Genomic DNA, 23,134 nt, shown 5'->3' on the forward strand with positions numbered 1-23,134 from the left:
AAGCGCCGGGTGTTTGCGGAAAGGACTGTCCAGTTCGCAGCGAACCAGCTATGCGGTTGATATGAGACTGTTCTTGCTGACCACCCTGACCATGTGCGCCTTCGCGGCGAACTCGATCCTGAACCGGCTGGCAATCGACAGCGGTGTCGCCGATCCGGCGGGATTTGCCGTGGTGCGGGTTCTGTCTGGGGCCTTGATGCTGGTGGTGCTGGTCCGGCAACAAGGCGGGCATCTGCCGGTATTTCACAAACGCAGGGTTATCGGGGCAGGGTCACTGTCCCTTTATATGATCGGGTTTTCGATGGCGTATCTGACCCTTGATGCGGGATTGGGGGCGTTGATCCTGTTCGGGGTCGTACAGATTTCCATGTTTGCCTTTGGCACCGTGACAGGTTCGGGCCCCACCGCGCGCCAGTTGGCCGGAGCGGGGATTGCACTCGCCGGACTTGGCTATGTGTTGTGGCCATCTGGTGCTGTTCAGGTCGACTTGTCCGGTGCCGCGCTGATGACAGCGGCGGGTGTGGGCTGGGCCGCCTATTCGCTGGCAGGCCGGTCCGAGCCCGACGCATTGCAGGGAACAGCTGCCAATTTCGTGGTGGCCCTGCCGGTCACGTCCGTTGCGCTGTTTTTGTTGGGCGGAGCGTGGCAGATGGCACCCGCTGGGTATGCGCTGGCGATTTTGTCCGGCGCCGTGACTTCGGGGCTGGGTTATGCGCTGTGGTACCGGGTTCTGCCTCAGCTTTTGCCTGCGACTGCGGCCGTGGTGCAACTGAGCGTTCCGATCATAGCCATCGCGGCTGGCATTGCCCTGCTGGGGGAAACGGCAGGTCTACGTCTGGCCGTTGGAACCGTCGCGGTTCTGGGCGGCATTGCGATGGCCATATCGCGACGGAAGACCGGCTAGGGGTTTTCACGATCCACGATAAGCCTTATCTGGCGGCTATGAGATTTCTGGTCGTATTGCTTCTTTGCCTCGCTCCATCTTTTGCCAGCGCGAAATGCGTTGTTTTGCTGCATGGGCTTGCGCGCACCAAGGCTTCGTTTTCGGTGATGGAGCAATTGTTTAGCGCCCACGGCTACAAAGTCGTGCGTCCGGATTACCCGTCAACGGATCTGCCCATACCCGAACTGGCCCGGCAAACCGTGCCGGGCGCCCTTGCCGCCTGCGGGGACGAGACCGCAAATGTCGTGGCCCATTCGATGGGCGGAATTCTTCTGCGGTACTGGCTGCAGGACAATACACCGGACAACCTGGGCCGCGTGGTCATGCTGGGCCCGCCAAACCAGGGCAGCCAACTGGTTGATGAGCTTGGCTCATGGGAGGTTTTCGGTATGCTCAACGGTCCAGCCGGGTTGGCGCTGGGAACCGGACCGGAGGGTATTCCCGGCCAGTTGCCGCCGGTCGAATTCGATCTTGGAGTAATCGCGGGAGAGAACTCGCTGAACCCTTTGTTTTCGTCGATGATCGAGGGGCGGGATGATGGAAAGGTGTCAGTGCGAACCACCCGTGTCGCAGGCATGGCCGATCACATCGTATTGCCGGTGACCCATACCTTCATGATGAACAACCCCCGGGTCATGGCGCAGGCGCTGCATTTTATCGAATTTGGCCGCTTTGATCCGCAGATCACCTGGCTGGACGGTGTCATGGATGTCATTGACGAGATCTGTATCGGAGAGGACTGTTCAGAACCTCCGTCGGAGCCGACGCGATGACCGCACTTGAACTGACCTTCACCCGGGCGGATGTTCTTGTGTCGGGTCACGAAGTGACGCGAACCGAACTGGCCGTGGCGGACGGGATCATTCAGTCCTCGGGGGCCGGACGGCAGATCGATCTGTCGGGATACACCATCCTGCCGGGGATCGTCGATCTGCACGGGGACGGGTTTGAGCGCCATCTTGCCCCGCGTCGCGGAGCGATGAAGCAAATGGCCGAAGGTCTGGTGTCGGCCGAGGCGGAACTGGCCGCAAATGGTATTACCACAGCCGTGCTGGCCCAGTTCCATAGCTGGGAGGGCGGCGTGCGCGGCCCGGGATTTGCGGGCCAGGTCTTTGACGCGATTGCCGGGGTCAGGGATACCGTCGTGACGGATCTGTTGCCCCAGTTGCGGTTTGAAACCCACATGCTGGACGACTATGCGGACCTGCCCGAGCGTATTGCCCGGTGGCAGGTGCCTTATGTGGTGTTCAATGATCATCTGCCGCATGACCGCCTGGCGCAAGGGCGCACACCGCCGCGTCTGACCGGGCAGGCGCTCAAGGCCGGGCGCAGCCCTGAAGCGCATCTCGAAATGCTGCAAGAAATGCATGCCCGGTCAGGGGAAGTACCGGCAGCGCTGGAACAGCTTTGCGCCACGCTGTCCGATCGCGGTGTCCGGTTGGGCAGTCATGACGACGCCACGGCCCGGGCCCGGGCAGACTGGCGCGCGCGTGGGGCCCGGATATCAGAGTTTCCCGAAACGCTGGAAGCCGCCGAGGCGGCCCGTGCTGCCGGTGATCACGTCATACTGGGGTCTCCGAACGTGGTGCGGGGCGGCTCGCACAAAGGCAATGCCAGCGCGCTTGACCTGATCACGATGGGCCTGTGCGACGCGCTGGCGTCGGATTACCATTACCCCAGCCCGCGCCGCGCGGCCCTGATGCTGGCCAAAAGCGGTCTGCTGGATCTGGCCGGGGCCTGGGCGCTGGTCTCGTCAGGGCCTGCGCAGGTGCTGGGTCTGACGGATCGCGGCACGCTTGCATCGGGCAAACGGGCCGATCTGGTGATCTTGGAAACCGCCACCAACCGTGTCGCGGCCACTCTGGCGGGTGGGCGCGTCAGCTACATGTCCGGGGACATCGCGGCGCGCCTGGTGGCATAAGCGCGCTGCGTCTCCTCTAGTTCACGAACAGCTTCGACTGAGGCATCGCACGCCGGCACGATACCCCTCAGCGGATGACCCGGTTGAAATGGCCCATCTTGCGGCCTGCCTTGACGTCGGCCTTGCCGTAAAGATGCAGCGCCACATCCCGCTCGCGGGCCAGATCGGGCACACGGTCCATATCGGCGCCGATCAGGTTCTCCATGACCACGTCGGAATGCCGCTGGCCATCCCCCAGAGGCCACCCTGCGACAGCGCGGATGTGCTGTTCGAACTGATCCACGGCGCATCCATTCTGGGTCCAATGTCCCGAGTTGTGAACACGCGGGGCGATTTCGTTGACGATAAGACCCTCGGCCGTGACAAACAGTTCAACGCCCATCACCCCGACATAATCCAGCGCGTTCAGAATATTGGCCGCCAGCAGCACGGCATCCGTTCGCTGCGAGGGCGACAGCCGCGCCGGTACGGTCGTTGTATGCAGGATACCGTCACGGTGGACGTTTTCACCGGGATCGAAACAGGCAACTTGACCGTCCAGACCACGGGCGGCGATGACGGACACCTCGTGCGAGAAATCCACGAAGCCTTCCAAAATGGCAGGCGCCCCCGCCATATCGGCCAGTGCGGATTCGGCGTCGTCGGGCGCGCGCAGCCGGGCTTGACCTTTGCCGTCATAACCGAACCGGCGGGTTTTCAGAATGGCGGGTGTGCCGATCTCATCAATCGCTGCGCGCAGGCTGTCCAGATCTGTGATGTCGGCAAAGGGTGCCGTTTTCAGGCCCAGTCCCTGCAGAAAGCTCTTCTCGGTCAGCCGGTCCTGACTGACCCGCAGGGCTTCGCGGCCCGGGCGAATGGGGCGATGCGCTTCCAGCAGATCCAGTGCCTCGGTCGGGATGTTCTCGAACTCATAGGTGATGAAATCCACGTCTTCGGCAAAGGCACTCAGGGCGTCGGCATCGTCATAGGCGGTAGTGGTCACGCGGTCGGCGACGTGGCCAGCAGGCGGGTTCGCGCCTGGCTCAAATATATGCGTGACAAACCCCAGACGGGCCGCTGCGACCGACAGCATCCGGCCCAGCTGGCCACCGCCCAGAATTCCGATCCGAGCCCCGGTTTGCAATGCTTCAGTCATCGGCAGGCTCCTCGGGGATAGAGGCCGACAGGGCCTCGCGCCAGGCATCCAGCCGTCCGGCCAGTTCGGCATCCTGCAGGGCCAGGATACCAGCAGCCATCAACCCGGCATTGGCACCACCCGCCGATCCGATGGCCATGGTCGCCACCGGAAACCCTTTCGGCATCTGAACGATGGAATAGAGGGAATCGACACCCGACAGGGCCCGCGTCTGAACCGGCACTCCGATCACCGGAATCCGTGTCTTCGAAGCCATCATGCCCGGAAGATGCGCTGCCCCGCCGGCACCCGCAATGATCACCTGCAAGCCGCGCGATACAGCGGTTTTTCCATAGTCCCACAGGCGATCCGGCGTGCGATGGGCCGACACGATGCGCGCCTCGTAGGCAACACCCAGTTCGTCCAGAATATCCGCGGCTTCCTTCATCGTGGGCCAGTCCGACTGGCTGCCCATGATGATGCCTACCTTGATCTCACCCATCCGCATTTTCCCCGGCTTTTCAAAGAGCGCGCACTATAGCCAAATCCACCTGTCTGGCAATGCGTCAGGCGATGATGTCGGGGGTCAGGCGGTCCTCGATCAGCCGGATGATGTCCTTCAGCCGCAGTTTCTGCTTTTTCAGACGTTTGATGGTCAGCTGGTCCGAGGTACCCGTTGCCTGCAGCGCCTCGATCGCTTCGTCCAGATCGCGGTGCTGACGTCGGAACACCTCAAGTTCAACCCGCAAAACCTCATCAGTTTTCATGGAAAGATCGGTAGGCGCATTCATAGGCGACTCAGTCGTAGTTGTGGTGCTTTCCACACAAGATAGTGTGTCAGGGTTTATCGGGCCAGACCTTGTGGACATCCCTGCATATTCCCATATTCTATTACACGCGGTTGCCGCAACGGGGCCGCACTACCCGTCGCTTTGACATAAAAGGACGAGAAAACGTGTCAAAACTTACTCTTGGCTCATACCCGCATCTTTTGGGGTTCGAGCAGTTGGAACGCCTTCTGGAACGGTCTGCAAAGGCTGGCAACGAAGGATACCCGCCCTACAATATCGAACAGACATCGGATTTTTCGTATCGCATCACCCTGGCCGTGGCCGGGTTCGCGGAAGAAGATCTGTCGATCACCATCGAGGATCGCCAGTTGGTGATCCGGGGCCGTCAACGCGACGACAGCGAGGGGCGCATCTTTTTGCACCGTGGCATCGCGGCGCGTCAGTTTCAGCGCATGTTTGTGCTGGCTGATGGGGTCGAAGTCGGCGAGGCGATCATGGAAAACGGTCTGCTGCACGTGGATCTGACCCGCGCTGTTCCGGAAACCGTGGTGCAGACGATCAACATAAAGAAGGGGTAAGAGCAATGAATACACCGATTGAGATTAACACCGAAGGCGACCGGATCGTGTATGTCAAAGCGGTCGATGTTGCCGATCTTCCCTTGGAAGTGCGAGAGCAGGCTGGTGATCTGGATCAGCTCTACGCGGTTCACGATTCCGACGGACAGCAATTGGCGCTGGTCGCCGACCGGAAACTGGCCTTTGTCCTGGCCCGTGAACATGACTTTTCACCGGTGGCCGTTCACTGAACGGCCCCGCCTCCGGCTGATTTTAGCGTGACAATTGCCGCCATAGCGGCGACATATGCGAACCGGAAGGGCCGGATGCGCCCGTAATTCATATGGTTCGGGGAAAGTGACGCATGAGCTGGTTCGATTTTGACTGGGTAGACGCCTTCAGCGACCGGGCATTTGGCGGAAACGGTTGTGCCGTGGTCCACGGTGGTGCCGTATTGCCGCAGGAAGTGTGCATGGCCTATGTCCGCGAAACCTCGCTTGTGGAATGCACCTTCACCGGCCCTTCGGAAGTCGCGGATGTGCATGTGCGTTACTTCCTGGCCAGCCGCGAAATCCCATTTGCCGGGCATCCCACCATCGCCACGGTTGCAGCCATGCGGTCGCGCGGGTTGTTCGAAGGCGACAGCCTAACGCTGGAAACCGGGGCAGGGATCGTATCGATCAACCTGAACGGCGATGAAATTGAGATGACGCAGGTTGCCCCCCAATTTGGCCAACACGTGCCCGCGGAACTTGTTGCCGCCGCGATCGGCCTGCCTGAAAGCGCCATCATCTCCCCGCCCCAGTTCGTGTCGACCGGATTACCGTTCTGCATCACCGTGTTGCGCGATCATGATGCCCTGCGCGCCGCAAAACTGTCCGAAGAGCCTCTGCGCAAGGTGGCCGAGAAGGCAGGTTTTTCGGGCTCAGATATGGCCGAACCCTTCCTAGTGACGCTGAAGGGTGCAACGTCTGCAGGTGACACATTCTCGCGCCTGCTGCTGGCGCCACCCAGCCCGCCAGAGGATCCGTTCACCGGCTCGGCCACGGGCGCCATGGCGGCTTACCTGTGGAAATACGGCCTGATGTCCAATGACAGCTTTGTGGCAGAGCAGGGGCACGACATGGGCCGCCCCGGACAGGCGACTGTCACGCGAGTCGGTCCCCCGGACGCGATGACCGGGATCAGGGTTGCCGGTCGCGGCCATGTCCTGATGCGTGGTCAGGTCGACCTGACTGAGATGTTGCAATGACCCGTCCCGCGATTGCCATTTTGCCCTACGGCCACCGTCTGGGTCCGAAACTGGGGGCAGTTCCACTGTCCGATCTCATCTGGCCCGAGGGCTGCCCGGAGCGCCTGACCGGCAAGACCATCGGCGATCTCGAGCGCACCGATCACCTGATCATGTACCCCAACTCTACCGTACATTTGCGGTTGCGTCGGGGCACACGCGCGCGCATTTCGTTGATGATGGGGGAACCTTCGGCCATTCACGCCAAGCACGACCGGATGCTGCGCTGGACCCATCGCCGTTTTTTCCGGGTGTTCACCTTTCACGACATCCTTCTGCAGACCATCCCGAACGCCGTGTTCCTGCCCTACGGCGATACGCAGGTGTTGGACTGGCAGGATCTGAAAATTGAAAAAAACCGCTCCTGTTCCCTCATCGCGTCTGCCAAACGGGATCAGGTTGGGCATGAATTGCGGCACGAACTGATTGACTGGGTCCGGGAAAGTGGCGCGGATGTCGATGTAATGGGCCGGGGTTACAAACCGTTTGAAAACAAGTCCGATGGTCTGGCCCCATACCGGTACTCGGTGGTTATCGAGAACGTCCGGGAACGGAACTACTTCTCGGAAAAGCTGATCGATGCGATCCTGTGTTCGACCGTGCCGATCTACTGGGGATGCCCGAATATCGACGACTTCATGGACACTTCGGGCATGATCCTGTGCGAATCCAAGGCTGAAATTCAGCAGGCGATTGCGGATGCATCGCCACAGGATTACACTGCCCGTCTGCCGCATGTGCAGGCCATTCAGGCCAAAGCCGCCGAATTTGGCGCCTTCGAACGCCGCGCGGTCGAGGCGCTGCGCGCGGAACTGAATTCCGGCAGTTAAGACAAAAAACCCCCGGCAAAGACCGGGGGCTTCCATGTTCAGGTTCTGAAACCGGCTCAGGTCGCGGCAATCAGGCCCATGCTTTCCAGTTTCAGCAGTACCTGGTGGGCGCAGTTGTCGACCTCGACATTCTCGGTTTCAACGCGCAGTTCCGGGTTCTGCGGTACGTCGTAAGGGTCCGAGATGCCGGTGAACTCCTTGATCTTGCCTTCCCGTGCCAGCTTGTACAGGCCCTTGCGGTCGCGGCGCTCGCATTCCTCGATCGTGGTGGCCACGTGAACCTCGCAGAACGCGCCGAACTGCTCGATCTCCTCGCGAACCGCGCGGCGGGTTGTGGCGTAGGGCGCGATCGGCGCGCAGATGGCGATGCCTCCGTTCTTGGTGATTTCGGACGCCACATAGCCGATGCGGCGGATGTTCAGGTCGCGGTGTTCCTTCGAGAAGCCCAGTTCCGATGACAGGTTCTTACGCACAATGTCACCGTCCAGCAGAGTCACCGGGCGGCCGCCCATTTCCATCAGCTTAACCATAAGCGCGTTGGCGATGGTGGATTTGCCCGAGCCCGAGAAACCGGTGAAGAACACCGTAAAGCCCTGCTGGCTGCGCGGCGGCTTGGTCTTGCGCAGTTCTGCAACGACTTCGGGGAAGCTGAACCATTCGGGGATTTCCAGACCTTCGGCCAGACGGCGGCGCAGTTCGGTGCCCGAGATGTTTAGGATCGTGACCTTGTCCTTGTCCAGGATCTCGTCATTCGGCTCGTACTGAGCACGCTCCTGAACATAGACCATGTGTTTGAAGTCGACCATCTCGACGCCGATTTCGTCCTGAAACTGGCGGAACAGATCCTGCGCGTCGTAGGGGCCATAGAAATCCTCGCCCTGGCTGTTCTTGCCGGGGCCGGCATGGTCGCGGCCCACGATGAAATGGGTGCAGCCGTGGTTGGCGCGGATCAGCCCGTGCCAGACCGCCTCGCGCGGGCCGGCCATGCGCATCGCCAGGTTCAGCAGCGACATCGATGTGGTGGATGCGGGATACTTGTCCAGTACCGCCTCGTAGCAGCGGACGCGGGTAAAGTGATCGACATCACCCGGCTTGGTCATGCCGACAACCGGATGGATCAGCAGGTTGGCCTGCGCCTCCTTGGCGGCGCGGAAGGTCAGTTCCTGATGCGCTCGGTGCAGCGGGTTGCGGGTCTGGAACGCCACGATGCGGCGCCAGCCCAGCTTGCGGAAATAGGCGCGCAGCTCGTTTGGGGTGTCGCGGCGGGCGCGGAAATCGTAGTGGACCGGTTGCTGAATGCCGACCACGGGGCCGCCCAGATATACCTTGCCGGCCACGTTGTGCAGATAGTTCACGGCCGGGTGCGCGTCGTCGTCCGCGCCAAAGACTTTCTCGGCCTCACGCGCCTTGTCCGGTGTCCAACGGTCGGTCACGGTCATGGTGCCCAGAATGACACCTTCCTGGTCGCGCAGGGCAATGTCCTGACCCAGTTCGATGTTCTCGGCAAAATCTTCGCTGACATCCAGCGTAATCGGCATCGGCCACAGGGTGCCGTCAGCCAGGCGCATGTTTTCCACGACGTTGTCGTAGTCGGCCTCGGACAGGAAACCCTTGAGCGGGTTGAACCCACCATTCATCAGCAGCTCCAGATCGCAGATCTGGCGCGGGCTCAGGTCCCAGCTTGTCAGATCGGCGGCTTCGACCTTCAGTTTCTGGGCCGAGTCATAGGATACGTACAGTTCAGGGATCGGTGCCAGATTGCTTAACATCGTCATCAGAATACTCTTATTACAGTGTGGTGTTGCCTGTCGTCGCGGCGCATGTGCCCCGATGCAGGCCCGGAGTCCATATACCTTCATGAAACAAAGGACGATATGCGTCGAATTCTCCCGGATTGGAAGGATTTTCCATGTTTGGAATGCAATTGCGATCGAGGTTCTTCAAATTGGCAACAATTCCGCCGTATTCAGCGAATGTGTTCCTATGCCGCGACGCTCAGCTCAAGTTCCGATGCACGCTTGACGGTCAGGGCCGGCACCGGGTGGCTCACACCGCGCAGCTCGAAAAAGTGGATGTCTGAAACGCTGTAATCAAACTCCGCCGCCTGCAAAAGCGTCTCGGACACCAGCAGTTCCGCACCCAGTGCCTTGGTTTCGGCTTCCAACCGGCTGGCCACGTTCACGGCATCCCCGATAATGGTGTGAGAAGCCGAACCGGCAGCGCCGATCTCGCCCAAAACCAGATCGCCCAGATGCAGACCCATGCCGATCCGGACACCCGGTGCGCCTTCGCCCTCAAGCTGACGGTTGAACTGCTGCAGCGCCTGGCTGATCTCGGCTGCCGCCTTCAGCCCGGCCCGGGCCGAGCTTGCGGTATCCGGTGTTTCAAACACGGCCAGCAGCCCATCGCCCATGTATTTGTCGACAACACCGCCCTGGGCAGTGATGGGCGGCACGATCGCGTCAAAGAACCGGTTCAGAAGGAACACAATGTCATACGGCAATTGGCCGGTCGTGCGCGCGGTGAACCCGCGCATGTCCAGAAACAGCACGGCAAGCTGGCGCTCTTTTCCCTGACTGGCATGCGCGCGCCCGCGGCGGCCTTCAGGGCGGAACATGCGGAACACGGTTGCGGGTTCGGTCGGGCGAATCTGACAGGCCAGGCGCGCGCCCTGCGGGGCGTTTACGGCGCTCAGACTGCGTGCCTCGACTGCACTGGGGGACGGAAGATCGTCGGCGCCTTTCTCGACAATTACACGGCAGGTGGTGCAACGCCCCTTGCCGCCGCACAATGCAGTGTGCGGGATGCCGTTGGCCTGAGAAATCTCAAGCAGGGTCATGCCTTTCTCTGCCACTACCTCGGGGCCGTCCACATACCGGACACGCACCGAATGCCTGCGCCGCCACATCTTGCGCCCGAAATAGATCAGAAGCGTCGCCCCAAGGGCCACCCAGAACACCATTAGCGAGGTGTTCTTGACACCGAACATGGTTTGGAAAGCTTCGGGGGAGGGCCAGTTGTAGTGCTCGATATACTGCTCGCGAAGGTCATCATCGGCGAAATCCAACCACAGCCGCCGCCCCTCGGTCAGCAGCCCCGCAAGCGCAAAGGTTGGGATGAAAACGGCCAATCCAATCAGATAGGGCACGGCCCGTGACCACCAACGGGTCAGGCGCAGCCACATATGCAGGCCGATACAGCCATGTATCCAGACCAACAACAGCAACAGGCTTTGCATCCAGATCGCGATGCTGGGCCACATCAGGATGATGATATAGCCCATCTCGTCATTCACATCGAAAATCTCGTGCGCATACCGTGTATGAACAATGTGAGAGATCAGCTGCAGCGGGATCAGCAACCCCAGAACAACCTGCAATCCGGTGCTGAACGGCATGCGCAGGGTTCTGCGCTGGGCGATGGAATAAAGCGCCAGACCGGCATGGGTGAACAGCGCCGCATACAGAAGGATTGCCCCGGCATCGTGCCGGGTCACAGCCTGACGCCCATCCTGCATGCCATGCAGGTAATCCGTGTGAAACAGGCCCAGGCCAATGTTGATGAAATGGAAGAAGGCAAAGGTAAACAGGACAAGGCCGCTGCCGATCCGAAGACGGGTAGCCCATCCGCCGCGCCACAGAACGTTACTCAATGATGCCACCCATATCCGGCCTTTCGTGCCCCAAAGTCTGATACGGGGTAGGGCGGCGGTCAAGACGGCCATCGGGCGAAGGACTGAATTCACCGTGCGGCGCTGGTGAATTCAGCCAATTGCTTATTCCTGTTCGGCCAGGAAACGCTCGGCGTCCAGTGCGGCCATGCAACCCATTCCGGCGCTGGTGACGGCCTGGCGATAGATATGGTCCGTCAGGTCACCCGCAGCGAAAACACCGGGAACCGAGGTTTCGCTGGACCCCGGTTTGGTCACGACATAGCCACCCATATGGGTTTCCAGCGTGTCCTTGACCAGTTCGTTGGCCGGAGCGTGGCCGATGGCCACGAATACGCCCTTGCAAGGAATTTCCGTGATCTCGCCGGTTTTCACGTTCTTCACGCGCACGCCTTCCACGCCCAGCGGAGCATCGGTTCCGTTCACCTCGTCCAGTTCATGGAACCACAGCGCCTCGATCTTTTCGTTTTTGAACAGGCGATCCTGCAGGATTTTTTCTGCCCGCAGTTCATCCCGGCGGTGAATCAGCGTGACCTTGCTTGCAAAGTTGGTCAGGAACAGCGCCTCTTCGACGGCGGTATTGCCGCCACCGATCACCACGATCTCCTGTCCACGATAGAAGAACCCGTCGCAGGTGGCGCAGGCAGATACGCCAAAGCCCTTGAACTTGTCTTCCGAGGGCAGGCCAAGCCACTTGGCGCGGGCGCCAGTGGCAAGAATGACCGCGTCTGCCGTGTAAACCGTGCCGCTGTCACCCTTCGCGGTGAACGGGCGCTTGCTGATATCCAGATCGCTGATGATGTCGCCGATGATCTCGCAGCCCATCGCCGCTGCGTGTTCCTGCATCTTGATCATCAGATCGGGGCCCTGCACCTCGGTAAAGCCGGGATAGTTCTCGACATCGGTTGTGGTGGTCAGCTGGCCGCCGGGCTCGATCCCCTGTACCAGGATCGGCTCCAGCATTGCCCGGCTCGCATAAACGCCGGCCGTGTATCCGGCCGGTCCCGACCCGATGATCAGAACCTTGGTGTGTTTTGTGTCGGCCATGGTACCCCCAACTCGATCTGCCTGATGTGGGCGCTCGGCCCGTTGAGGATGGATATAGCGACCGCTTGATCGGGCTTAAAGCCCCTTCCTGACGGTTCCTGTACGGCAGGCAGGTCAGGCGTTGTCGATCAATGTTGCATTACAAATAAACAATATTGCGCGGCGGTGAAATAATATTGCGCATTAGCTGGGCGCTGATATAACAACTGAAAATTCAGGAGCATTCCATGGTCGCCACACGGCTGGATGAGATTGACCGCAAAATTCTGGCGGAATTGCAGGCAGACGGTCGCATGACCAATGTAGAACTGGCCAAACGCGTGGGAATATCAGCCCCGCCGTGTCTGCGCCGAGTGCGCACGCTCGAGGAATCAGGCCTGATCCACGGCTACCACGCCGACGTCAACGCCCGCGAACTTGGGTTCGAAGTGCAGGTCTTTGCCATGGTCGGGCTCGAAAGCCAGGCCGAATCCGAACTCAGCGCGTTCGAAAATCGGTGCCGGGAATGGCCACTGGTCCGCGAATGCCACATGCTGAACGGCGAAGTCGATTTCATCCTGAAATGCGTTGCGCCAGATCTCAGCAGCTTTCAGCAGTTTCTGACAGGCGACTTGCTGACCACGCCGAACGTGGCCAGCGTCAAGACGTCGCTTGTCATCCGCGGCGCAAAAGACGAGCCCGGCGTGCCCTTCGACGTTCTGGAAGAACGAATGAACCGGACGGCGTAACCCCCGCGCGTTTTGGATGTGCCGTAACCGGCGGCAGCATTGCGGCGACCGCCAAAGATAAGATCCAACTGAGTACTAGCTGCATTATGCCCCCACTATGCAGTAATCGTTAACATTTCACGCTGATATCGCGTCCACCTCTCCATCTCCGGCGCGCGGCATAAGCAGCGGGCCAAAATCGTTGAGCGACTCGATATGAGCAAACAAGTTCAAATAGATCGACCGCAAAGAGTGGCTGATCATCCGAACAGCATTAACACCTGGATGATAAGACTCAAAAGATAACCCATCAACACTTATCACCGAATGCCGTTTGAGGCAGATATGAAACAGTTCGACCGGAGTGGGCGGCAATGTTTCGATAACGCCCATTCCGTCCTGGAACTCCCGAACCGGTGCCAGAATCGGCGCGCCGCCATGCAGGTGGCGCAAATGGGCCGGGCAGCCCAGCAGCCGGGCCGCTGGTCCGGCGATGACACCGGACATCGGTTTCTGCATCCCGAACGTGTCGGCCATGATCCGGGTCAATGGCCGCGTCCGGCCGCGAGAATCTTCGCGTCCTGGAATCAGCGTGACGGATCCTTTCCACAGCACGGTTTCCGAGGTGCCATCCTGTGTCAGGACCGTATCCCCCGGCATCAGATCTTCGATTGCAATCGGTCCGCGTTCGGTATCGACCAGCGAACCGCGCGTGAAAGCGCAGAACGCGTCCTCGAACATGGGCAGCGCCGGTGCGATGTGGCGGGTTTGCGAAACTTCACCGTTTTTCAGCAAGGTGCTGACTTCGTAGCGCCGCAGCTGCGCCTTTGCCTTTACTGGCGGTTGTTGGGCTTCGCGCAGCATCGCCGACGTTTCGACGGCATTTCTGGCGGCGCGTGCCAATGAATTTGGAATAGTCATATTTATTCCGTCCCCTCTAAATACCGGTCATGCAGGCCGAACCCTAGGGCAGACCCACCAGATCGGTGTTGTTCTTTGTCTTGAATGAAACGAGAGACCACAGGACGGCAGTCGGAATTCCCGCGCGTCGCGACGCAATATCGCATAACTTTGGTCAACACATTGACCCCCCAGACAAACTCACACAAACGCAAACTGAAATTGTTCACGCACACACGCCCCGTATCAGCGCCACGCAGTATGGTCGTGGCAGCTCGTGCATCGGGCCGGAGCACCCTCCCGTTGCACGTATTAGCCCTTGGAACCGGCAGCATGGTTCCGCGGGCCTTCATGATCAGCGCCGCGCCGCCAGACGGCGTGCAACTCTGACAGATCTGCTGGAAACTCGCTTCCATGGCATGTCAGGGTTTTGATCCCTGATCGCCGCGAAAACAGCGCTTAGAAAGCGTGATCTCGTCTTCATAACTTTGTCCTGCTCAATTATTGGGGCTTAGGCCCGTTTTCCCTTGTGTGAACCATTTGTGACGCTGATTTGCGGCACCGATAAGGCTGATCCGGGATCAATTGAGGACAAATTGAAGGTAAGCGGTTCCCTTTTGTTAACATTGCCGCGCCAATCAAAGGTCAAAACGTATAACTGTTTGACAGCGGACAATAATTTCCGTTCGATTCTGATTGGAATAAACACCAAAAATGTGGCGGAAAAGCGGCAAAATTGCCTTAATCTTGTCTAAAACTACAATCTGATCGCGGAAATCAGGCGCCCGTAGTCCGCCTCTTTGGCGTGTGTCGACCGGCGGTAGGAATAGAACCTTTCAGGGTCGGAATAGGTGCAATGCCGTGTCCATTCCGCCTGCCCGATACCCGCCGCCCGCAGCCGGTGCAGGCCAAAGGCGGGCAGATCGAAATGAAGTCGATCGCCTTGCCCATTTACGAAAAACCGCATGTTATCGGGCGAGTCCGCGGCAAAGTCATCCAAAAACTCCGGCCCGACCTCATATGCGCGTTGCGAGATCGTGGGGCCTATCACCGCAATGGTGTCTTCGCGGCGCGCGCCCAGGGCCACCATGGCCTCCAACGTGGCTTCCAGCACACCATCCAGGGCACCGCGCCACCCGGCATGTGCGGCCCCGATCACATTTGCGTTTGGATCAGCAAACAGCACTGGCTGGCAGTCGGCCGTCAGGATCGTCAGGGCCAGCCCGGGCATTGCAGTCACAACCGCGTCCGCCTTTGGCTTCTCACCGGTAACCGGGGCATCGACCGTCAGGACGGTTGGGGAATGCACCTGATGCACACTGATCAGCGCGTCGGGGGCAACTGCCATCGCATCGGCCACCCGGCTGCGGTTCACGGTTACGACGTCGGTCTGGTCAGACGACCCGTACCCGCAGTTCAGCCCCGAGAAGATTCCGGATGACGCCCCGCCGCGGCGGCTGAAAAACCCATGGCGGACAGGGGACAGAAGATCAGATGTCAGAATCTCGAGCGTCATGGTTCCAGTCCCGGTGGTGGAGAAGCGTTTGCCGGATAGAGGCCCAGCACTTTGAACAGGTTTCCCATTTCCTCGGGATGCGTCAACCGGCGATGTGCCGAGACCAGCGAATCCAGCGCCGGACCGGTTAATGATTGAGCCAGTCTTTGCGCGCGTGCCGTTATGCCCAGCCGCTCAAGGAAAACGCCCTGTGGGGTCAGGCGCGTGTGGGCACAGCCCGCTGTCCGGCTGGCCGCTGCAAGGGGTTCGAAATCAACATGAGCCGTCAGGTCGGCCTGGCCCGGATCCGTCAGCACGTCTGACCGCTGATGCCCGCGCAGCGCCTGCAACGTGTCGCCCAGCGACCGCCAGTCGCCATAATCCACGATCAGGCCAACGCCACCATTTGCGGCAATGCGGCCGGAAATCTCGCTGACGAAGGGAGTGGCCGGGGCGCAAATTTCAACCAGATCACCGTCCTGGGTATCCTCCAGCCGTGTGTGCAGGGCGGGCTGTGGCCCCGACGGTCCCAAACCAAAGCTCAGCGCGCCGTGATCCGCGCCGATCAGCCGCTCGCGCCAGCCCTCGCCATCCCGTACGAATTGCCGGATCGGCAGGGCATCAAAGAACTCATTGGCGACAAGATAGGTCGGAAGGTCCGGCAACATGTCGATCGTATCAATCCAGACTGGCGCATGATCTTTCAGCATCTCAAGCTGAACGGCGCGCAGTGTGGGTGATGCCTCCAGCAACACGACCTGCGCAGCATCATGAAAACCGGGAACATCCCCCGTGGCGCGCAGGATGTCCGACATCAGGGTTCCGCGACCGGGGCCCAACTCGACAAGGGTAATCCGTGCGGGACGGCCCTGATCCAGCCAGCATTGCGCCAGACACAGGCCGATCAGTTCTCCGAACATCTGGCTGATTTCCGGGGCGGTAATGAAATCGCCCTGCACGCCCAGCGGGTCGCGGGTTGTGTAGTATCCCAAATCAGGATGCAGCAGGCATTCGCTGATGTAATCGGCAATCGTCATCGGGCCGTCCTGCCCGATCCGTGCCAGCAGGTGATCGGTCAGGGTCATTTCGCCGCCCGGGCACGCAGGGCAAACCACAGGCCAAGAGCGATCATCGGCAGAGACAACAACTGTCCCATCGTCAGCCCATAGCCGCCCACATGCCACGCAAGACCCAACGGGTTGCCGGGAGAAACAAACTGCGCATCCGGCTGGCGGAAGAACTCGACTATAAAACGCGACGCGCCGTATCCGGCCAGAAACACGCCCATGATCAGGCCGGGTTTGCGGAACGCCCCGCGCCAATAGGCCAGCCACAGCAAAAGCGCGCCAAGCAGGATGCCTTCAAGTGCAGCCTCATACAATTGTGAAGGGTGGCGCGCGCACATGCCCGCCACAACGCCGGGGCAGTCCTGCGCGGCCATGCCGGGAAAGATCACAGCCCATGGCGCATCGCTTGGCCGCCCCCAGAGTTCCGCATTGATGAAATTTGCCAGTCGCCCAAGCAACAATCCCGGCGGTACGGTGTGGGCGATCAGATCGGCCAGAGACAGCGCCGGTATATTATGCCGCCTTGCATAAAGATATGCGGCGACAACCACGCCAAGCAATCCGCCGTGAAAGGCCATGCCGCCTTGCCAGACTTTCAGGATATCCAGCGGATGCGACAGGTAGTATCCGGGCTGATAAAACAGCACGAACCCCAGCCGTCCGCCCAGAATGACGCCAAGGATGATCCACGTGACCAGATCCTCCAGCTGTTCCTTGCGCAGAGGCGGCACCTCGTCGGGCCACAGGGCAGGGCGACGCAACGCGGACAGCGCCATCCGCCACGCGATCAGAATGCCGGCGATGTAAGCCAGTGCGTACCATCGCAGCGCGAACTCCATCCCGAACAGCGAGATCGAGAACAATTCGGGCGACAGATCAGGAAAATTCAGAACAGCCTGCATGTGCGTCTCATTGCCCGGGCTTTGCAGGGCAAGTCAACCTTGAGTCCGGCTCATTCTTTACCCATATAGGGACCAACCGCGAAACCGGAGTTAGAGACATGCAAACCCGCAACAAAATCCTGGACGACGTATCCCAGCTGATGACCAACGCGATGGGCGTGGCACAGGGCGCGCGGGAGGAGGCCGAAAACGCGATGAAGTCGATGATCGACCGCTGGCTGGCCGACCGCGATTTCGTCACCCGCGAAGAGTTTGATGCCGTCCGTGCCATGGCCCAGAAAGCGCGCGAAGAAAATGCGGCACTCGAAGCGCGGATTGCAGCGCTTGAGGCGAAACTGGACAAGTGACGTTCCGTTCGCGCCGCGTTGACCAAGTTTTCAGGACAAAATTTTCTGCCGCGCAATCCGAATTAACGGGTTGTGCAATGCGGTGTATTTTGACGCGTCGCAGAATTTAATCAAGAAAAAGCTGGGCAAAGTGCCAATATTTTGGATGCCGTTGCAGGCTGTCCACAACTTATTGCTGTTATCCCCAAGAATGGGGGTTGTCAGAATATCAACCACATCGCACCATATTTAGTACAGGCCCAAGGGGGAAGCCCGGCTTGTAGAGCAGGCAACTAGCAATGGGGCGCTGCCAGCCCCGAAATGCTAGAGAAGGAGCGAGGTGGCATTATGGCCCTTTCCGAACAGTTTCTAGAAGAAGACCTTCATCCGATTGATATTGTTGAACATCTGGCCGAACACCACGACTGGGATTTTGACCGCATCGGCGATGACCAGATTGCCATGGCCGTCGAAGGCCAGTGGCGGACCTATTCGATCACGCTGGCCTGGTCCAACTATGACGAAACACTGCGGATGGTCTGTTCGTTCGAAATGGAACCGCCGGCCGAACGGGAAATGCAGCTTTACGAGCTGCTCAACAAGATGAACGATCAGTGCTGGGCTGGGGCCTTTACCTACTGGGCCAACCAGAAACTGATGGTCTACCGCTATGGTCTGGTGCTGGCGGGCGGCCAGATGGCCAGCGCCGAGCAGATCGATACGATGATCAACGCCGCCGTACTCAGCGCCGAGCGGTATTACCCGGCGATACAACTGGTCACGTGGGGCAACCGTACCCCGGAAGAGGCCATTCAGGTCGCCATTGCAGAGGCCTACGGCCGCGCGTAAAGCTTTGCCCTGAATCGTTACGTTACGAGAGGGGCAATCATGGATATGTCACGCGTCGCCGATCAGGGGCTTGTGCTTTTGGGATGTGGCAAGATGGGGTCCGCCATGCTCGCCGGATGGCTTGAGCATGGTCTTCCCGCATCTTCGGTCTGGGTTATCGACCCTTACCCGTCCGACTGGCTCAAGGCGCAGGGCGTGAACATCAACACACCGTTGCCCGAAGCGCCCGCCGTGGTGCTTGTTGCCGTCAAACCGCAGATGATGGGCGACGCGCTGCCCGCGATCAAGGCGCTGGGCGGTGGCACCAGCCTGTTCATCTCTGTTGCAGCCGGAACTTCTCTGGCCACGTTCGAGGACGTTCTGGGGCAGGGCACCCCGATCATCCGTGCCATGCCGAACACGCCCGCCGCGATCCGCCAGGGCATTACCGCGCTGATCGGCAACGCCAACGCCACAGACGCCGATGCGGATCTGGCCGAATCCCTTCTCTCGGCCATCGGACAGACGGTCCGGCTGGAGAGTGAGGACCAGATGGATGCCGTAACCGGCCTCAGCGGGTCGGGTCCGGCCTATGTGTTCCACCTGATCGAAGCGCTCGCCAAGGCGGGCGAGGCGCATGGCCTGCCGCACGAACTGGCGATGAAGCTGGCCAAATCCACCGTGGCCGGGGCCGGTGCGCTGGCCATGGCCGCCGAGGAAGACCCCGCACAACTGCGCATCAATGTCACCTCGCCCAACGGGACAACGCAGGCCGCGCTTGAGGTTCTGATGCACGAGGAAACCGGGTTCCCGGATCTTCTGCACCGCGCCGTCGGCGCTGCAACCAACCGGTCGAGGGAGCTGTCGCGTGAGTGAGATTTCCTTCGACGACTTCCTCAAGGTCGATATCCGCGTGGGTCAGGTGGTGCGCGCGGAACCATATCCCGAGGCCCGCAAACCCGCGATCAAGATGTGGATCGACTTCGGCGACGAGATCGGCGAGCGCAAAACCTCGGCTCAGATCACGGCCCATTACGACCCGTCCGGGCTTGTTGGCAAACAGGTGATGGCCGTGATCAACTTTCCGCCGCGCCAGATCGGACGTTTCATGTCCGAAGTTCTGGTGCTTGGCCTGCCGGACGAGAATGGCGAGATCGTTCTGATCGGCCCTGATGGCAAGGTCCCGCTGGGCGGGCGGATGCACTGATGAAGCTCTGGATCACCCGACCGATGACACCCGCCGTCGAAGCCCGCGCCCGCGCCGAGTTCGACGTCCAGATCAGGTCTGAAACCACGCCGCTTGACCACGCTGAAATGCATCGTGCCTTGACCGAGTTCGATCTGGTGGTGCCGACGCTGGGCGATCAGTTCTCGGCACAGATCATCGGTGAGGTGCCCGCACCGCGATGCAAGCTGCTGGCCAATTTCGGCGTGGGTTACAACCATATCGACGTGGATGCGGCACGGTCGGCAGGTATCGCCGTTACCAACACGCCTGGCGCTGTCACGGACGCCACCGCTGACATCGCCATGACCCTTTTGCTATCCACTGCTCGCCGTGCGGGCGAGGGTGAGCGGCTGGTCCGTTCGGCTGGCTGGCGGGGGTGGCACCCGACCCAGATGCTGGGCCACCACGTGACCGGCAAGCGGGTCGGCATCGTGGGCATGGGCCGTATCGGGCAGGCCATCGCACGGCGCTGTCATTTCGGGTTCGGTATGCAGGTTGCCTATCAGTCCCGCAGCCCAAAGGACGTCGATTTTCCCGCTGACTACATCCCCAAACTGAGCGACCTTGCTGCGTCTGTCGATTTCCTGGTGCTTGCCGTCCCCGGCGGCGCGGAAACAAGGCATCTGGTCAACACGCAGGTTCTTGAGGCGATGAAGCCGTCCGGCCTGCTGATCAACATCGCGAGGGGCGAGGTTGTGGACGAGGCCGCCCTGATTGCGGCCCTGCAAGACGGCCGAATCGCGGGCGCGGGTCTGGACGTATACGAATTCGAACCGATCGTCCCTCAGGCCCTTCGTGATATGGAAAACGTGACATTGTTGCCGCATCTGGGCACAGCCACCGAGGAAGCGCGTACCGATATGGGGCAGATGGCGCTGGACAATGTCGCGGCCTTTGTTGCGGGGCGTCCGTTGCCCAACCTGGTTTAGGCGCCCACCGCCTCGCGCCAGTGTTTGCGGCACAGCGAAACATAGGTTTCGTTGCCGCCGATCTGCACCTGCGCGCCTTCGGTGATGGCCTGGCCATGTTCGTCCTGCCGGATCACCATGGTCGCTTTGCGTCCGCATCTGCAGATGGTGCGCACCTCGCGCATCTCGTCGGCCAACGCCAGCAGGGCGGCCGAGCCCGGGAACAGCTTTCCGAGAAAATCAACCCGCAACCCATACGCCAGCACGGGAACATCCAGATCGTCCACCGCGCGGGCCAGTTGCCATACCTGATCCTCGGTCAGAAACTGCGCCTCATCGACGAAGACGCAGGCGATTTTGCCTTTGTTCCGGCGATCTTGGATCATCTGAAAAACGTCGTCTTCCGTTGCGAACACATCCGCTTCGGCGGATATTCCGATGCGAGAGGCGATGCGACCGACACCGGCCCGTCCATCCAGCGCGGCGGTCATCAGATAGGTATCCATGCCCCGCTCGCGATAGTTGTGCGACGCCTGCAGCAACACGGTCGATTTGCCCGCGTTCATGGTGGAATAGTTGAAATACAGTTTTGCCATGGGCCGGGTCTAAATCGGGTGAACCAAGGGGGCAAGTCATCAATGGCATTGAGGAAGCGACGTCGCCGTTGCGGTTGCATGGGCCGAGCAGATGCTCTCTGGGGATGGAACCCGCGCGCCCACAACAACGACGCCGTCGGCCAACATATGGCCTAAACAGAGCGGAGCTAAGAATCAGCTCCGCGATCACTCATTACCGGCTTGAAATGCCGCCACTCACTCACAAAATCCCCGCATATCTGAGGGATAGCCAATATATGACATTTCAATTATGAATCGAATATGGGAAATTTCCCCACCCTTTCCCCCAAATGCGGTCGGCTGAAGGGTGATTACAGGTAACAAAGGTAAAACAATGGCAGATATCGGGGCCTATCTGAAAAAGCATACCGAAGCACTGGTCAAAGATGTGGGAATCGAATCTGCCTGTAAGATAACGGGCAAGTCCAAAGCGACACTTGGGCGGTACTATTCAGACAACGCCGAACACAGCGACCGGTTCATGCCGGTGGACGCCGTAGCGCGGCTTGAGACGGTGGCAGGCTTCCCCCACGTTACCTCTGCGCTGGCCGATCTCAATAACATTACTTTGTCGTATGACGGCCGGAATTCCGACTCCCCGCGCACCGGCGGCGTGAACTCGGACGTCATCGCCTTAAGTCAGCGTTTTGCGATGCTGATGACCGAATACCAGGCTGCCATCGAAGACGGTATCATCACCGTGAACGAGGCAAAGCGGCTGCTGAGAGAAACCAGTCTGTTGCAGCAGGTGCTGATCGAAATGAAGCTGCATCTGGAAGAAGAAAGCGTCAGCTGAACCGCCGGAACTCGGGTCCGAGATGCGATTTTCGTGAACAGACGCTTGCCCGAATGATTGTGAACTCAGCCGTGCCGCTTCACAATCACAGACCCGACCGAATAACCGGCCCCGAAGGAACAGATCAGGCCGATCTGGCCATCTTCCAGATCGTCCGAGTATTTCGAGAATGCAATGATCGACCCGGCTGATGAGGTGTTAGCGTAATCCTGCAGGATATTGGGCTGCTCACCCGGATCGGGCACGCGGCCCAGAACCTTTTTGCCGATGAAATCGTTCATGGTCTTGTTGGCCTGATGCAGCCACAGCCGTTTCAGATCGTCACTGCCTAGCCCCTCGGCCTCCATGTGATCGGTGATGTGCTGGCTGACCATCGGCAGCACCTCCTTGAACACCTTGCGCCCGTTCTGCATGAACTGCATGTCGCGCCGATCTTCCATCCCGGCCGGTCGGGTGCGGCGCAAAAAGCCGTTGTTGTTGCGGATGTTGTTGGAAAATGCCGTGGCGCAGCGGGTCGAGAGAATCTCAAAATGGGCGCCCGTGGCATCCTCCTGCCGCTCGATCAGCGTGGCGGTTGCAACATCGCCGAAAATGAAGTGGCAATCGCGGTCGCGCCATTCCAGATGGCCCGAGCAGATCTCGGGGTTGACCACCAGCGCCGCCCGGACAGACCCCGACCGGACCATATCCGCAGCCGCCTGAATCCCGAACGTGGCCGAGGAACAGGCGACATTCATGTCAAACCCGAAGCCCGTGATGCCAAGCGCCTGCTGGATCTCGATGGCAATGGCAGGATAAGCGCGCTCGTGGTTCGAGGCGGCGCAGATCACCAGATCAATGTCATCCGCCGTGCGACCGGCCTGCGCCATCGCCTTTTTGCAGGCATCCACCGCCATTTCGGTCATAATCCCCGGCTCATCATCGCCGCGCTGACGCAGAAGCGGGTGCATCACGTCCGGATCCAGAACGCCGGATTTGTCCATAACATAGCGGTTTTCGATCCCTGACGCCTTCAGGATGAACTCTTCCGACGAATGCTGCATCGCCTCCATGCGCCCGTCCGCGATGGCCTGCGCGTTCGCGGCGTTCTGTTTGTCGGCATAGGCGTTGAACGCTTCGACAAGCTCGGCATTGGTGATGACATTTTCGGGTGTGAAAACCCCGGAGCCGGTGATGGCAGGCGTATACATGGTCGG

General features: G+C 60.1%; 26 protein-coding genes. 14 read left to right on the forward strand and 12 right to left on the reverse strand.

Going from position 1 to position 23,134, the window contains the following annotated elements:
- Positions 1-61: 61 nt before the first annotated feature.
- From ACR0FE_RS14235 to ACR0FE_RS14245, 3 genes are read left to right on the forward strand one after another with little or no spacing between them, the layout of a single operon-like run.
- Positions 62-904: a DMT family transporter gene (locus tag ACR0FE_RS14235; RefSeq protein ID WP_480913443.1), complete on the forward strand. Its 843-nt coding sequence runs from the start codon at positions 62-64 to the stop codon at positions 902-904.
- Positions 905-942: 38 nt separating this feature from the next.
- Positions 943-1,716 (forward strand): alpha/beta fold hydrolase, encoded by a 774-nt coding sequence (locus tag ACR0FE_RS14240; protein WP_480524309.1) that lies wholly within the window; start codon positions 943-945, stop codon positions 1,714-1,716.
- Positions 1,713-2,864, forward strand: a complete 1,152-nt coding sequence (locus tag ACR0FE_RS14245; RefSeq protein ID WP_480913445.1) for an alpha-D-ribose 1-methylphosphonate 5-triphosphate diphosphatase — start codon at positions 1,713-1,715, stop codon at positions 2,862-2,864. The genes ACR0FE_RS14240 and ACR0FE_RS14245 overlap by 4 nt, the downstream gene beginning before the upstream one ends.
- Before the next feature lie 67 nt (positions 2,865-2,931).
- Here the strand turns inward: ACR0FE_RS14245 and ACR0FE_RS14250 are convergent, their stop codons facing one another.
- The 3 genes from ACR0FE_RS14250 to ACR0FE_RS14260 form a co-directional block, all read right to left on the reverse strand.
- The gene (locus tag ACR0FE_RS14250; RefSeq protein WP_480913446.1) at positions 2,932-3,999 is read right to left on the reverse strand and encodes a 5-(carboxyamino)imidazole ribonucleotide synthase; all 1,068 of its coding nucleotides are present in this window, start codon (positions 3,997-3,999) and stop codon (positions 2,932-2,934) included.
- Positions 3,992-4,480: a 5-(carboxyamino)imidazole ribonucleotide mutase gene (gene purE, locus ACR0FE_RS14255; RefSeq protein WP_321254452.1), complete on the reverse strand. Its 489-nt coding sequence runs from the start codon at positions 4,478-4,480 to the stop codon at positions 3,992-3,994. Before purE ends, ACR0FE_RS14250 begins: the two co-directional genes overlap by 8 nt.
- A 64-nt stretch (positions 4,481-4,544) precedes the next feature.
- On the reverse strand, positions 4,545-4,769 hold the full coding sequence (locus ACR0FE_RS14260) for a YdcH family protein (RefSeq protein WP_037308505.1): 225 nt from the start codon (positions 4,767-4,769) through the stop codon (positions 4,545-4,547).
- 164 nt (positions 4,770-4,933) lie between these two features.
- Between ACR0FE_RS14260 and ACR0FE_RS14265 the strand changes: the two genes are divergently transcribed.
- The 4 genes from ACR0FE_RS14265 to ACR0FE_RS14280 all read left to right on the forward strand — a co-directional run bounded on the left by ACR0FE_RS14265 (position 4,934) and on the right by ACR0FE_RS14280 (position 7,447).
- Positions 4,934-5,347 (forward strand): Hsp20 family protein, encoded by a 414-nt coding sequence (locus ACR0FE_RS14265; protein WP_010441788.1) that lies wholly within the window; start codon positions 4,934-4,936, stop codon positions 5,345-5,347.
- A gap of 5 nt (positions 5,348-5,352) precedes the next feature.
- Positions 5,353-5,577: a DUF1150 family protein gene (locus tag ACR0FE_RS14270; RefSeq protein WP_170614745.1), complete on the forward strand. Its 225-nt coding sequence runs from the start codon at positions 5,353-5,355 to the stop codon at positions 5,575-5,577.
- A gap of 113 nt (positions 5,578-5,690) precedes the next feature.
- Positions 5,691-6,578, forward strand: coding sequence for a PhzF family phenazine biosynthesis protein (locus ACR0FE_RS14275; protein WP_480913449.1), 888 nt, complete (start codon positions 5,691-5,693; stop codon positions 6,576-6,578).
- Positions 6,575-7,447, forward strand: a complete 873-nt coding sequence (locus ACR0FE_RS14280) for a glycosyltransferase family 10 domain-containing protein (RefSeq protein WP_480913451.1) — start codon at positions 6,575-6,577, stop codon at positions 7,445-7,447. The genes ACR0FE_RS14275 and ACR0FE_RS14280 overlap by 4 nt, the downstream gene beginning before the upstream one ends.
- 56 nt (positions 7,448-7,503) lie before the next feature.
- Here ACR0FE_RS14280 and ACR0FE_RS14285 read toward each other — a convergent pair whose 3' ends face one another.
- The 3 genes from ACR0FE_RS14285 to trxB form a co-directional block, all read right to left on the reverse strand.
- The gene (locus ACR0FE_RS14285) at positions 7,504-9,222 is read right to left on the reverse strand and encodes a bifunctional sulfate adenylyltransferase/adenylylsulfate kinase (protein ID WP_170807918.1); all 1,719 of its coding nucleotides are present in this window, start codon (positions 9,220-9,222) and stop codon (positions 7,504-7,506) included.
- Positions 9,223-9,428: 206 nt separating this feature from the next.
- Positions 9,429-11,099 carry an adenylate/guanylate cyclase domain-containing protein gene (locus ACR0FE_RS14290; RefSeq protein ID WP_480913452.1) on the reverse strand — a complete coding sequence of 557 codons (1,671 nt, stop codon included), beginning with the start codon at positions 11,097-11,099 and terminating at the stop codon, positions 9,429-9,431.
- 123 nt (positions 11,100-11,222) lie between these two features.
- Positions 11,223-12,164 carry a thioredoxin-disulfide reductase gene (gene trxB, locus ACR0FE_RS14295; RefSeq protein WP_480913454.1) on the reverse strand — a complete coding sequence of 314 codons (942 nt, stop codon included), beginning with the start codon at positions 12,162-12,164 and terminating at the stop codon, positions 11,223-11,225.
- 227 nt (positions 12,165-12,391) lie between these two features.
- On the opposite strand from trxB, the gene ACR0FE_RS14300 reads away from it, so the two are divergent.
- The gene (locus tag ACR0FE_RS14300) at positions 12,392-12,892 is read left to right on the forward strand and encodes an Lrp/AsnC family transcriptional regulator (protein ID WP_170619551.1); all 501 of its coding nucleotides are present in this window, start codon (positions 12,392-12,394) and stop codon (positions 12,890-12,892) included.
- A 117-nt stretch (positions 12,893-13,009) separates the two neighbouring features.
- On the opposite strand, the gene ACR0FE_RS14305 is transcribed toward ACR0FE_RS14300, so the two are convergent.
- From ACR0FE_RS14305 to lgt, 4 genes are all read right to left on the reverse strand, one after another.
- A complete protein-coding gene (locus ACR0FE_RS14305) occupies positions 13,010-13,792 on the reverse strand; it encodes a Hint domain-containing protein (RefSeq protein WP_170614738.1) in 783 nt (260 codons plus the stop codon).
- Positions 13,793-14,528: 736 nt separating this feature from the next.
- Positions 14,529-15,287, reverse strand: a complete 759-nt coding sequence (gene pgeF / locus ACR0FE_RS14310; protein ID WP_480913456.1) for a peptidoglycan editing factor PgeF — start codon at positions 15,285-15,287, stop codon at positions 14,529-14,531.
- On the reverse strand, positions 15,284-16,351 hold the full coding sequence (locus ACR0FE_RS14315) for a class I SAM-dependent methyltransferase (protein ID WP_480913458.1): 1,068 nt from the start codon (positions 16,349-16,351) through the stop codon (positions 15,284-15,286). The genes pgeF and ACR0FE_RS14315 overlap by 4 nt, the downstream gene beginning before the upstream one ends.
- Positions 16,348-17,235: a prolipoprotein diacylglyceryl transferase gene (gene lgt, locus ACR0FE_RS14320; protein WP_480913460.1), complete on the reverse strand. Its 888-nt coding sequence runs from the start codon at positions 17,233-17,235 to the stop codon at positions 16,348-16,350. Before lgt ends, ACR0FE_RS14315 begins: the two co-directional genes overlap by 4 nt.
- A 98-nt stretch (positions 17,236-17,333) precedes the next feature.
- Between lgt and ACR0FE_RS14325 the strand changes: the two genes are divergently transcribed.
- The 5 genes from ACR0FE_RS14325 to ACR0FE_RS14345 all read left to right on the forward strand — a co-directional run bounded on the left by ACR0FE_RS14325 (position 17,334) and on the right by ACR0FE_RS14345 (position 20,546).
- Positions 17,334-17,582 (forward strand): accessory factor UbiK family protein, encoded by a 249-nt coding sequence (locus ACR0FE_RS14325; protein WP_050604795.1) that lies wholly within the window; start codon positions 17,334-17,336, stop codon positions 17,580-17,582.
- A 327-nt stretch (positions 17,583-17,909) separates the two neighbouring features.
- Positions 17,910-18,410, forward strand: a complete 501-nt coding sequence (locus ACR0FE_RS14330; protein WP_170614734.1) for a type III secretion system chaperone family protein — start codon at positions 17,910-17,912, stop codon at positions 18,408-18,410.
- Between the two features lie 39 nt (positions 18,411-18,449).
- Complete coding sequence (gene proC / locus ACR0FE_RS14335; RefSeq protein ID WP_170614733.1) at positions 18,450-19,265, forward strand: pyrroline-5-carboxylate reductase; 816 nt, start codon at positions 18,450-18,452, stop codon at positions 19,263-19,265.
- Complete coding sequence (locus tag ACR0FE_RS14340) at positions 19,258-19,596, forward strand: tRNA-binding protein (protein ID WP_480913462.1); 339 nt, start codon at positions 19,258-19,260, stop codon at positions 19,594-19,596. The genes proC and ACR0FE_RS14340 overlap by 8 nt, the downstream gene beginning before the upstream one ends.
- Positions 19,596-20,546: a 2-hydroxyacid dehydrogenase gene (locus ACR0FE_RS14345; protein ID WP_480913464.1), complete on the forward strand. Its 951-nt coding sequence runs from the start codon at positions 19,596-19,598 to the stop codon at positions 20,544-20,546. Before ACR0FE_RS14340 ends, ACR0FE_RS14345 begins: the two co-directional genes overlap by 1 nt.
- On the opposite strand, the gene ACR0FE_RS14350 is transcribed toward ACR0FE_RS14345, so the two are convergent.
- Positions 20,543-21,121 carry a thymidine kinase gene (locus ACR0FE_RS14350; protein ID WP_480913466.1) on the reverse strand — a complete coding sequence of 193 codons (579 nt, stop codon included), beginning with the start codon at positions 21,119-21,121 and terminating at the stop codon, positions 20,543-20,545. The two genes, ACR0FE_RS14345 and ACR0FE_RS14350, sit on opposite strands and share 4 nt — an antisense overlap.
- A 355-nt stretch (positions 21,122-21,476) precedes the next feature.
- On the opposite strand from ACR0FE_RS14350, the gene ACR0FE_RS14355 reads away from it, so the two are divergent.
- A complete protein-coding gene (locus tag ACR0FE_RS14355; RefSeq protein ID WP_170614729.1) occupies positions 21,477-21,938 on the forward strand; it encodes a hypothetical protein in 462 nt (153 codons plus the stop codon).
- A 65-nt stretch (positions 21,939-22,003) separates the two neighbouring features.
- On the opposite strand, the gene ACR0FE_RS14360 is transcribed toward ACR0FE_RS14355, so the two are convergent.
- Positions 22,004-23,128: a beta-ketoacyl-ACP synthase III gene (locus tag ACR0FE_RS14360; RefSeq protein ID WP_480913468.1), complete on the reverse strand. Its 1,125-nt coding sequence runs from the start codon at positions 23,126-23,128 to the stop codon at positions 22,004-22,006.
- Positions 23,129-23,134 lie beyond the last annotated feature (6 nt).

This window comes from Ruegeria sp. K7, assembly GCF_056531785.1.

Coding starts and splice junctions, on each gene's coding strand:
- ACR0FE_RS14235 (WP_480913443.1), top strand. CDS start 62: ATGAGACTGTTCTTGCTGACCACCCTGACCATGTGCGCCTTCGCGGCG.
- ACR0FE_RS14240 (WP_480524309.1), top strand. CDS start 943: ATGAGATTTCTGGTCGTATTGCTTCTTTGCCTCGCTCCATCTTTTGCC.
- ACR0FE_RS14245 (WP_480913445.1), top strand. CDS start 1,713: ATGACCGCACTTGAACTGACCTTCACCCGGGCGGATGTTCTTGTGTCG.
- ACR0FE_RS14250 (WP_480913446.1), bottom strand. CDS start 3,999: ATGACTGAAGCATTGCAAACCGGGGCTCGGATCGGAATTCTGGGCGGT.
- purE (WP_321254452.1), bottom strand. CDS start 4,480: ATGGGTGAGATCAAGGTAGGCATCATCATGGGCAGCCAGTCGGACTGG.
- ACR0FE_RS14260 (WP_037308505.1), bottom strand. CDS start 4,769: ATGAATGCGCCTACCGATCTTTCCATGAAAACTGATGAGGTTTTGCGG.
- ACR0FE_RS14270 (WP_170614745.1), top strand. CDS start 5,353: ATGAATACACCGATTGAGATTAACACCGAAGGCGACCGGATCGTGTAT.
- ACR0FE_RS14275 (WP_480913449.1), top strand. CDS start 5,691: ATGAGCTGGTTCGATTTTGACTGGGTAGACGCCTTCAGCGACCGGGCA.
- ACR0FE_RS14280 (WP_480913451.1), top strand. CDS start 6,575: ATGACCCGTCCCGCGATTGCCATTTTGCCCTACGGCCACCGTCTGGGT.
- ACR0FE_RS14285 (WP_170807918.1), bottom strand. CDS start 9,222: ATGACGATGTTAAGCAATCTGGCACCGATCCCTGAACTGTACGTATCC.
- trxB (WP_480913454.1), bottom strand. CDS start 12,164: ATGGCCGACACAAAACACACCAAGGTTCTGATCATCGGGTCGGGACCG.
- ACR0FE_RS14300 (WP_170619551.1), top strand. CDS start 12,392: ATGGTCGCCACACGGCTGGATGAGATTGACCGCAAAATTCTGGCGGAA.
- ACR0FE_RS14305 (WP_170614738.1), bottom strand. CDS start 13,792: ATGACTATTCCAAATTCATTGGCACGCGCCGCCAGAAATGCCGTCGAA.
- pgeF (WP_480913456.1), bottom strand. CDS start 15,287: ATGACGCTCGAGATTCTGACATCTGATCTTCTGTCCCCTGTCCGCCAT.
- ACR0FE_RS14315 (WP_480913458.1), bottom strand. CDS start 16,351: ATGACCCTGACCGATCACCTGCTGGCACGGATCGGGCAGGACGGCCCG.
- lgt (WP_480913460.1), bottom strand. CDS start 17,235: ATGCAGGCTGTTCTGAATTTTCCTGATCTGTCGCCCGAATTGTTCTCG.
- ACR0FE_RS14325 (WP_050604795.1), top strand. CDS start 17,334: ATGCAAACCCGCAACAAAATCCTGGACGACGTATCCCAGCTGATGACC.
- ACR0FE_RS14330 (WP_170614734.1), top strand. CDS start 17,910: ATGGCCCTTTCCGAACAGTTTCTAGAAGAAGACCTTCATCCGATTGAT.
- proC (WP_170614733.1), top strand. CDS start 18,450: ATGGATATGTCACGCGTCGCCGATCAGGGGCTTGTGCTTTTGGGATGT.
- ACR0FE_RS14345 (WP_480913464.1), top strand. CDS start 19,596: ATGAAGCTCTGGATCACCCGACCGATGACACCCGCCGTCGAAGCCCGC.
- ACR0FE_RS14350 (WP_480913466.1), bottom strand. CDS start 21,121: ATGGCAAAACTGTATTTCAACTATTCCACCATGAACGCGGGCAAATCG.
- ACR0FE_RS14355 (WP_170614729.1), top strand. CDS start 21,477: ATGGCAGATATCGGGGCCTATCTGAAAAAGCATACCGAAGCACTGGTC.
- ACR0FE_RS14360 (WP_480913468.1), bottom strand. CDS start 23,128: ATGTATACGCCTGCCATCACCGGCTCCGGGGTTTTCACACCCGAAAAT.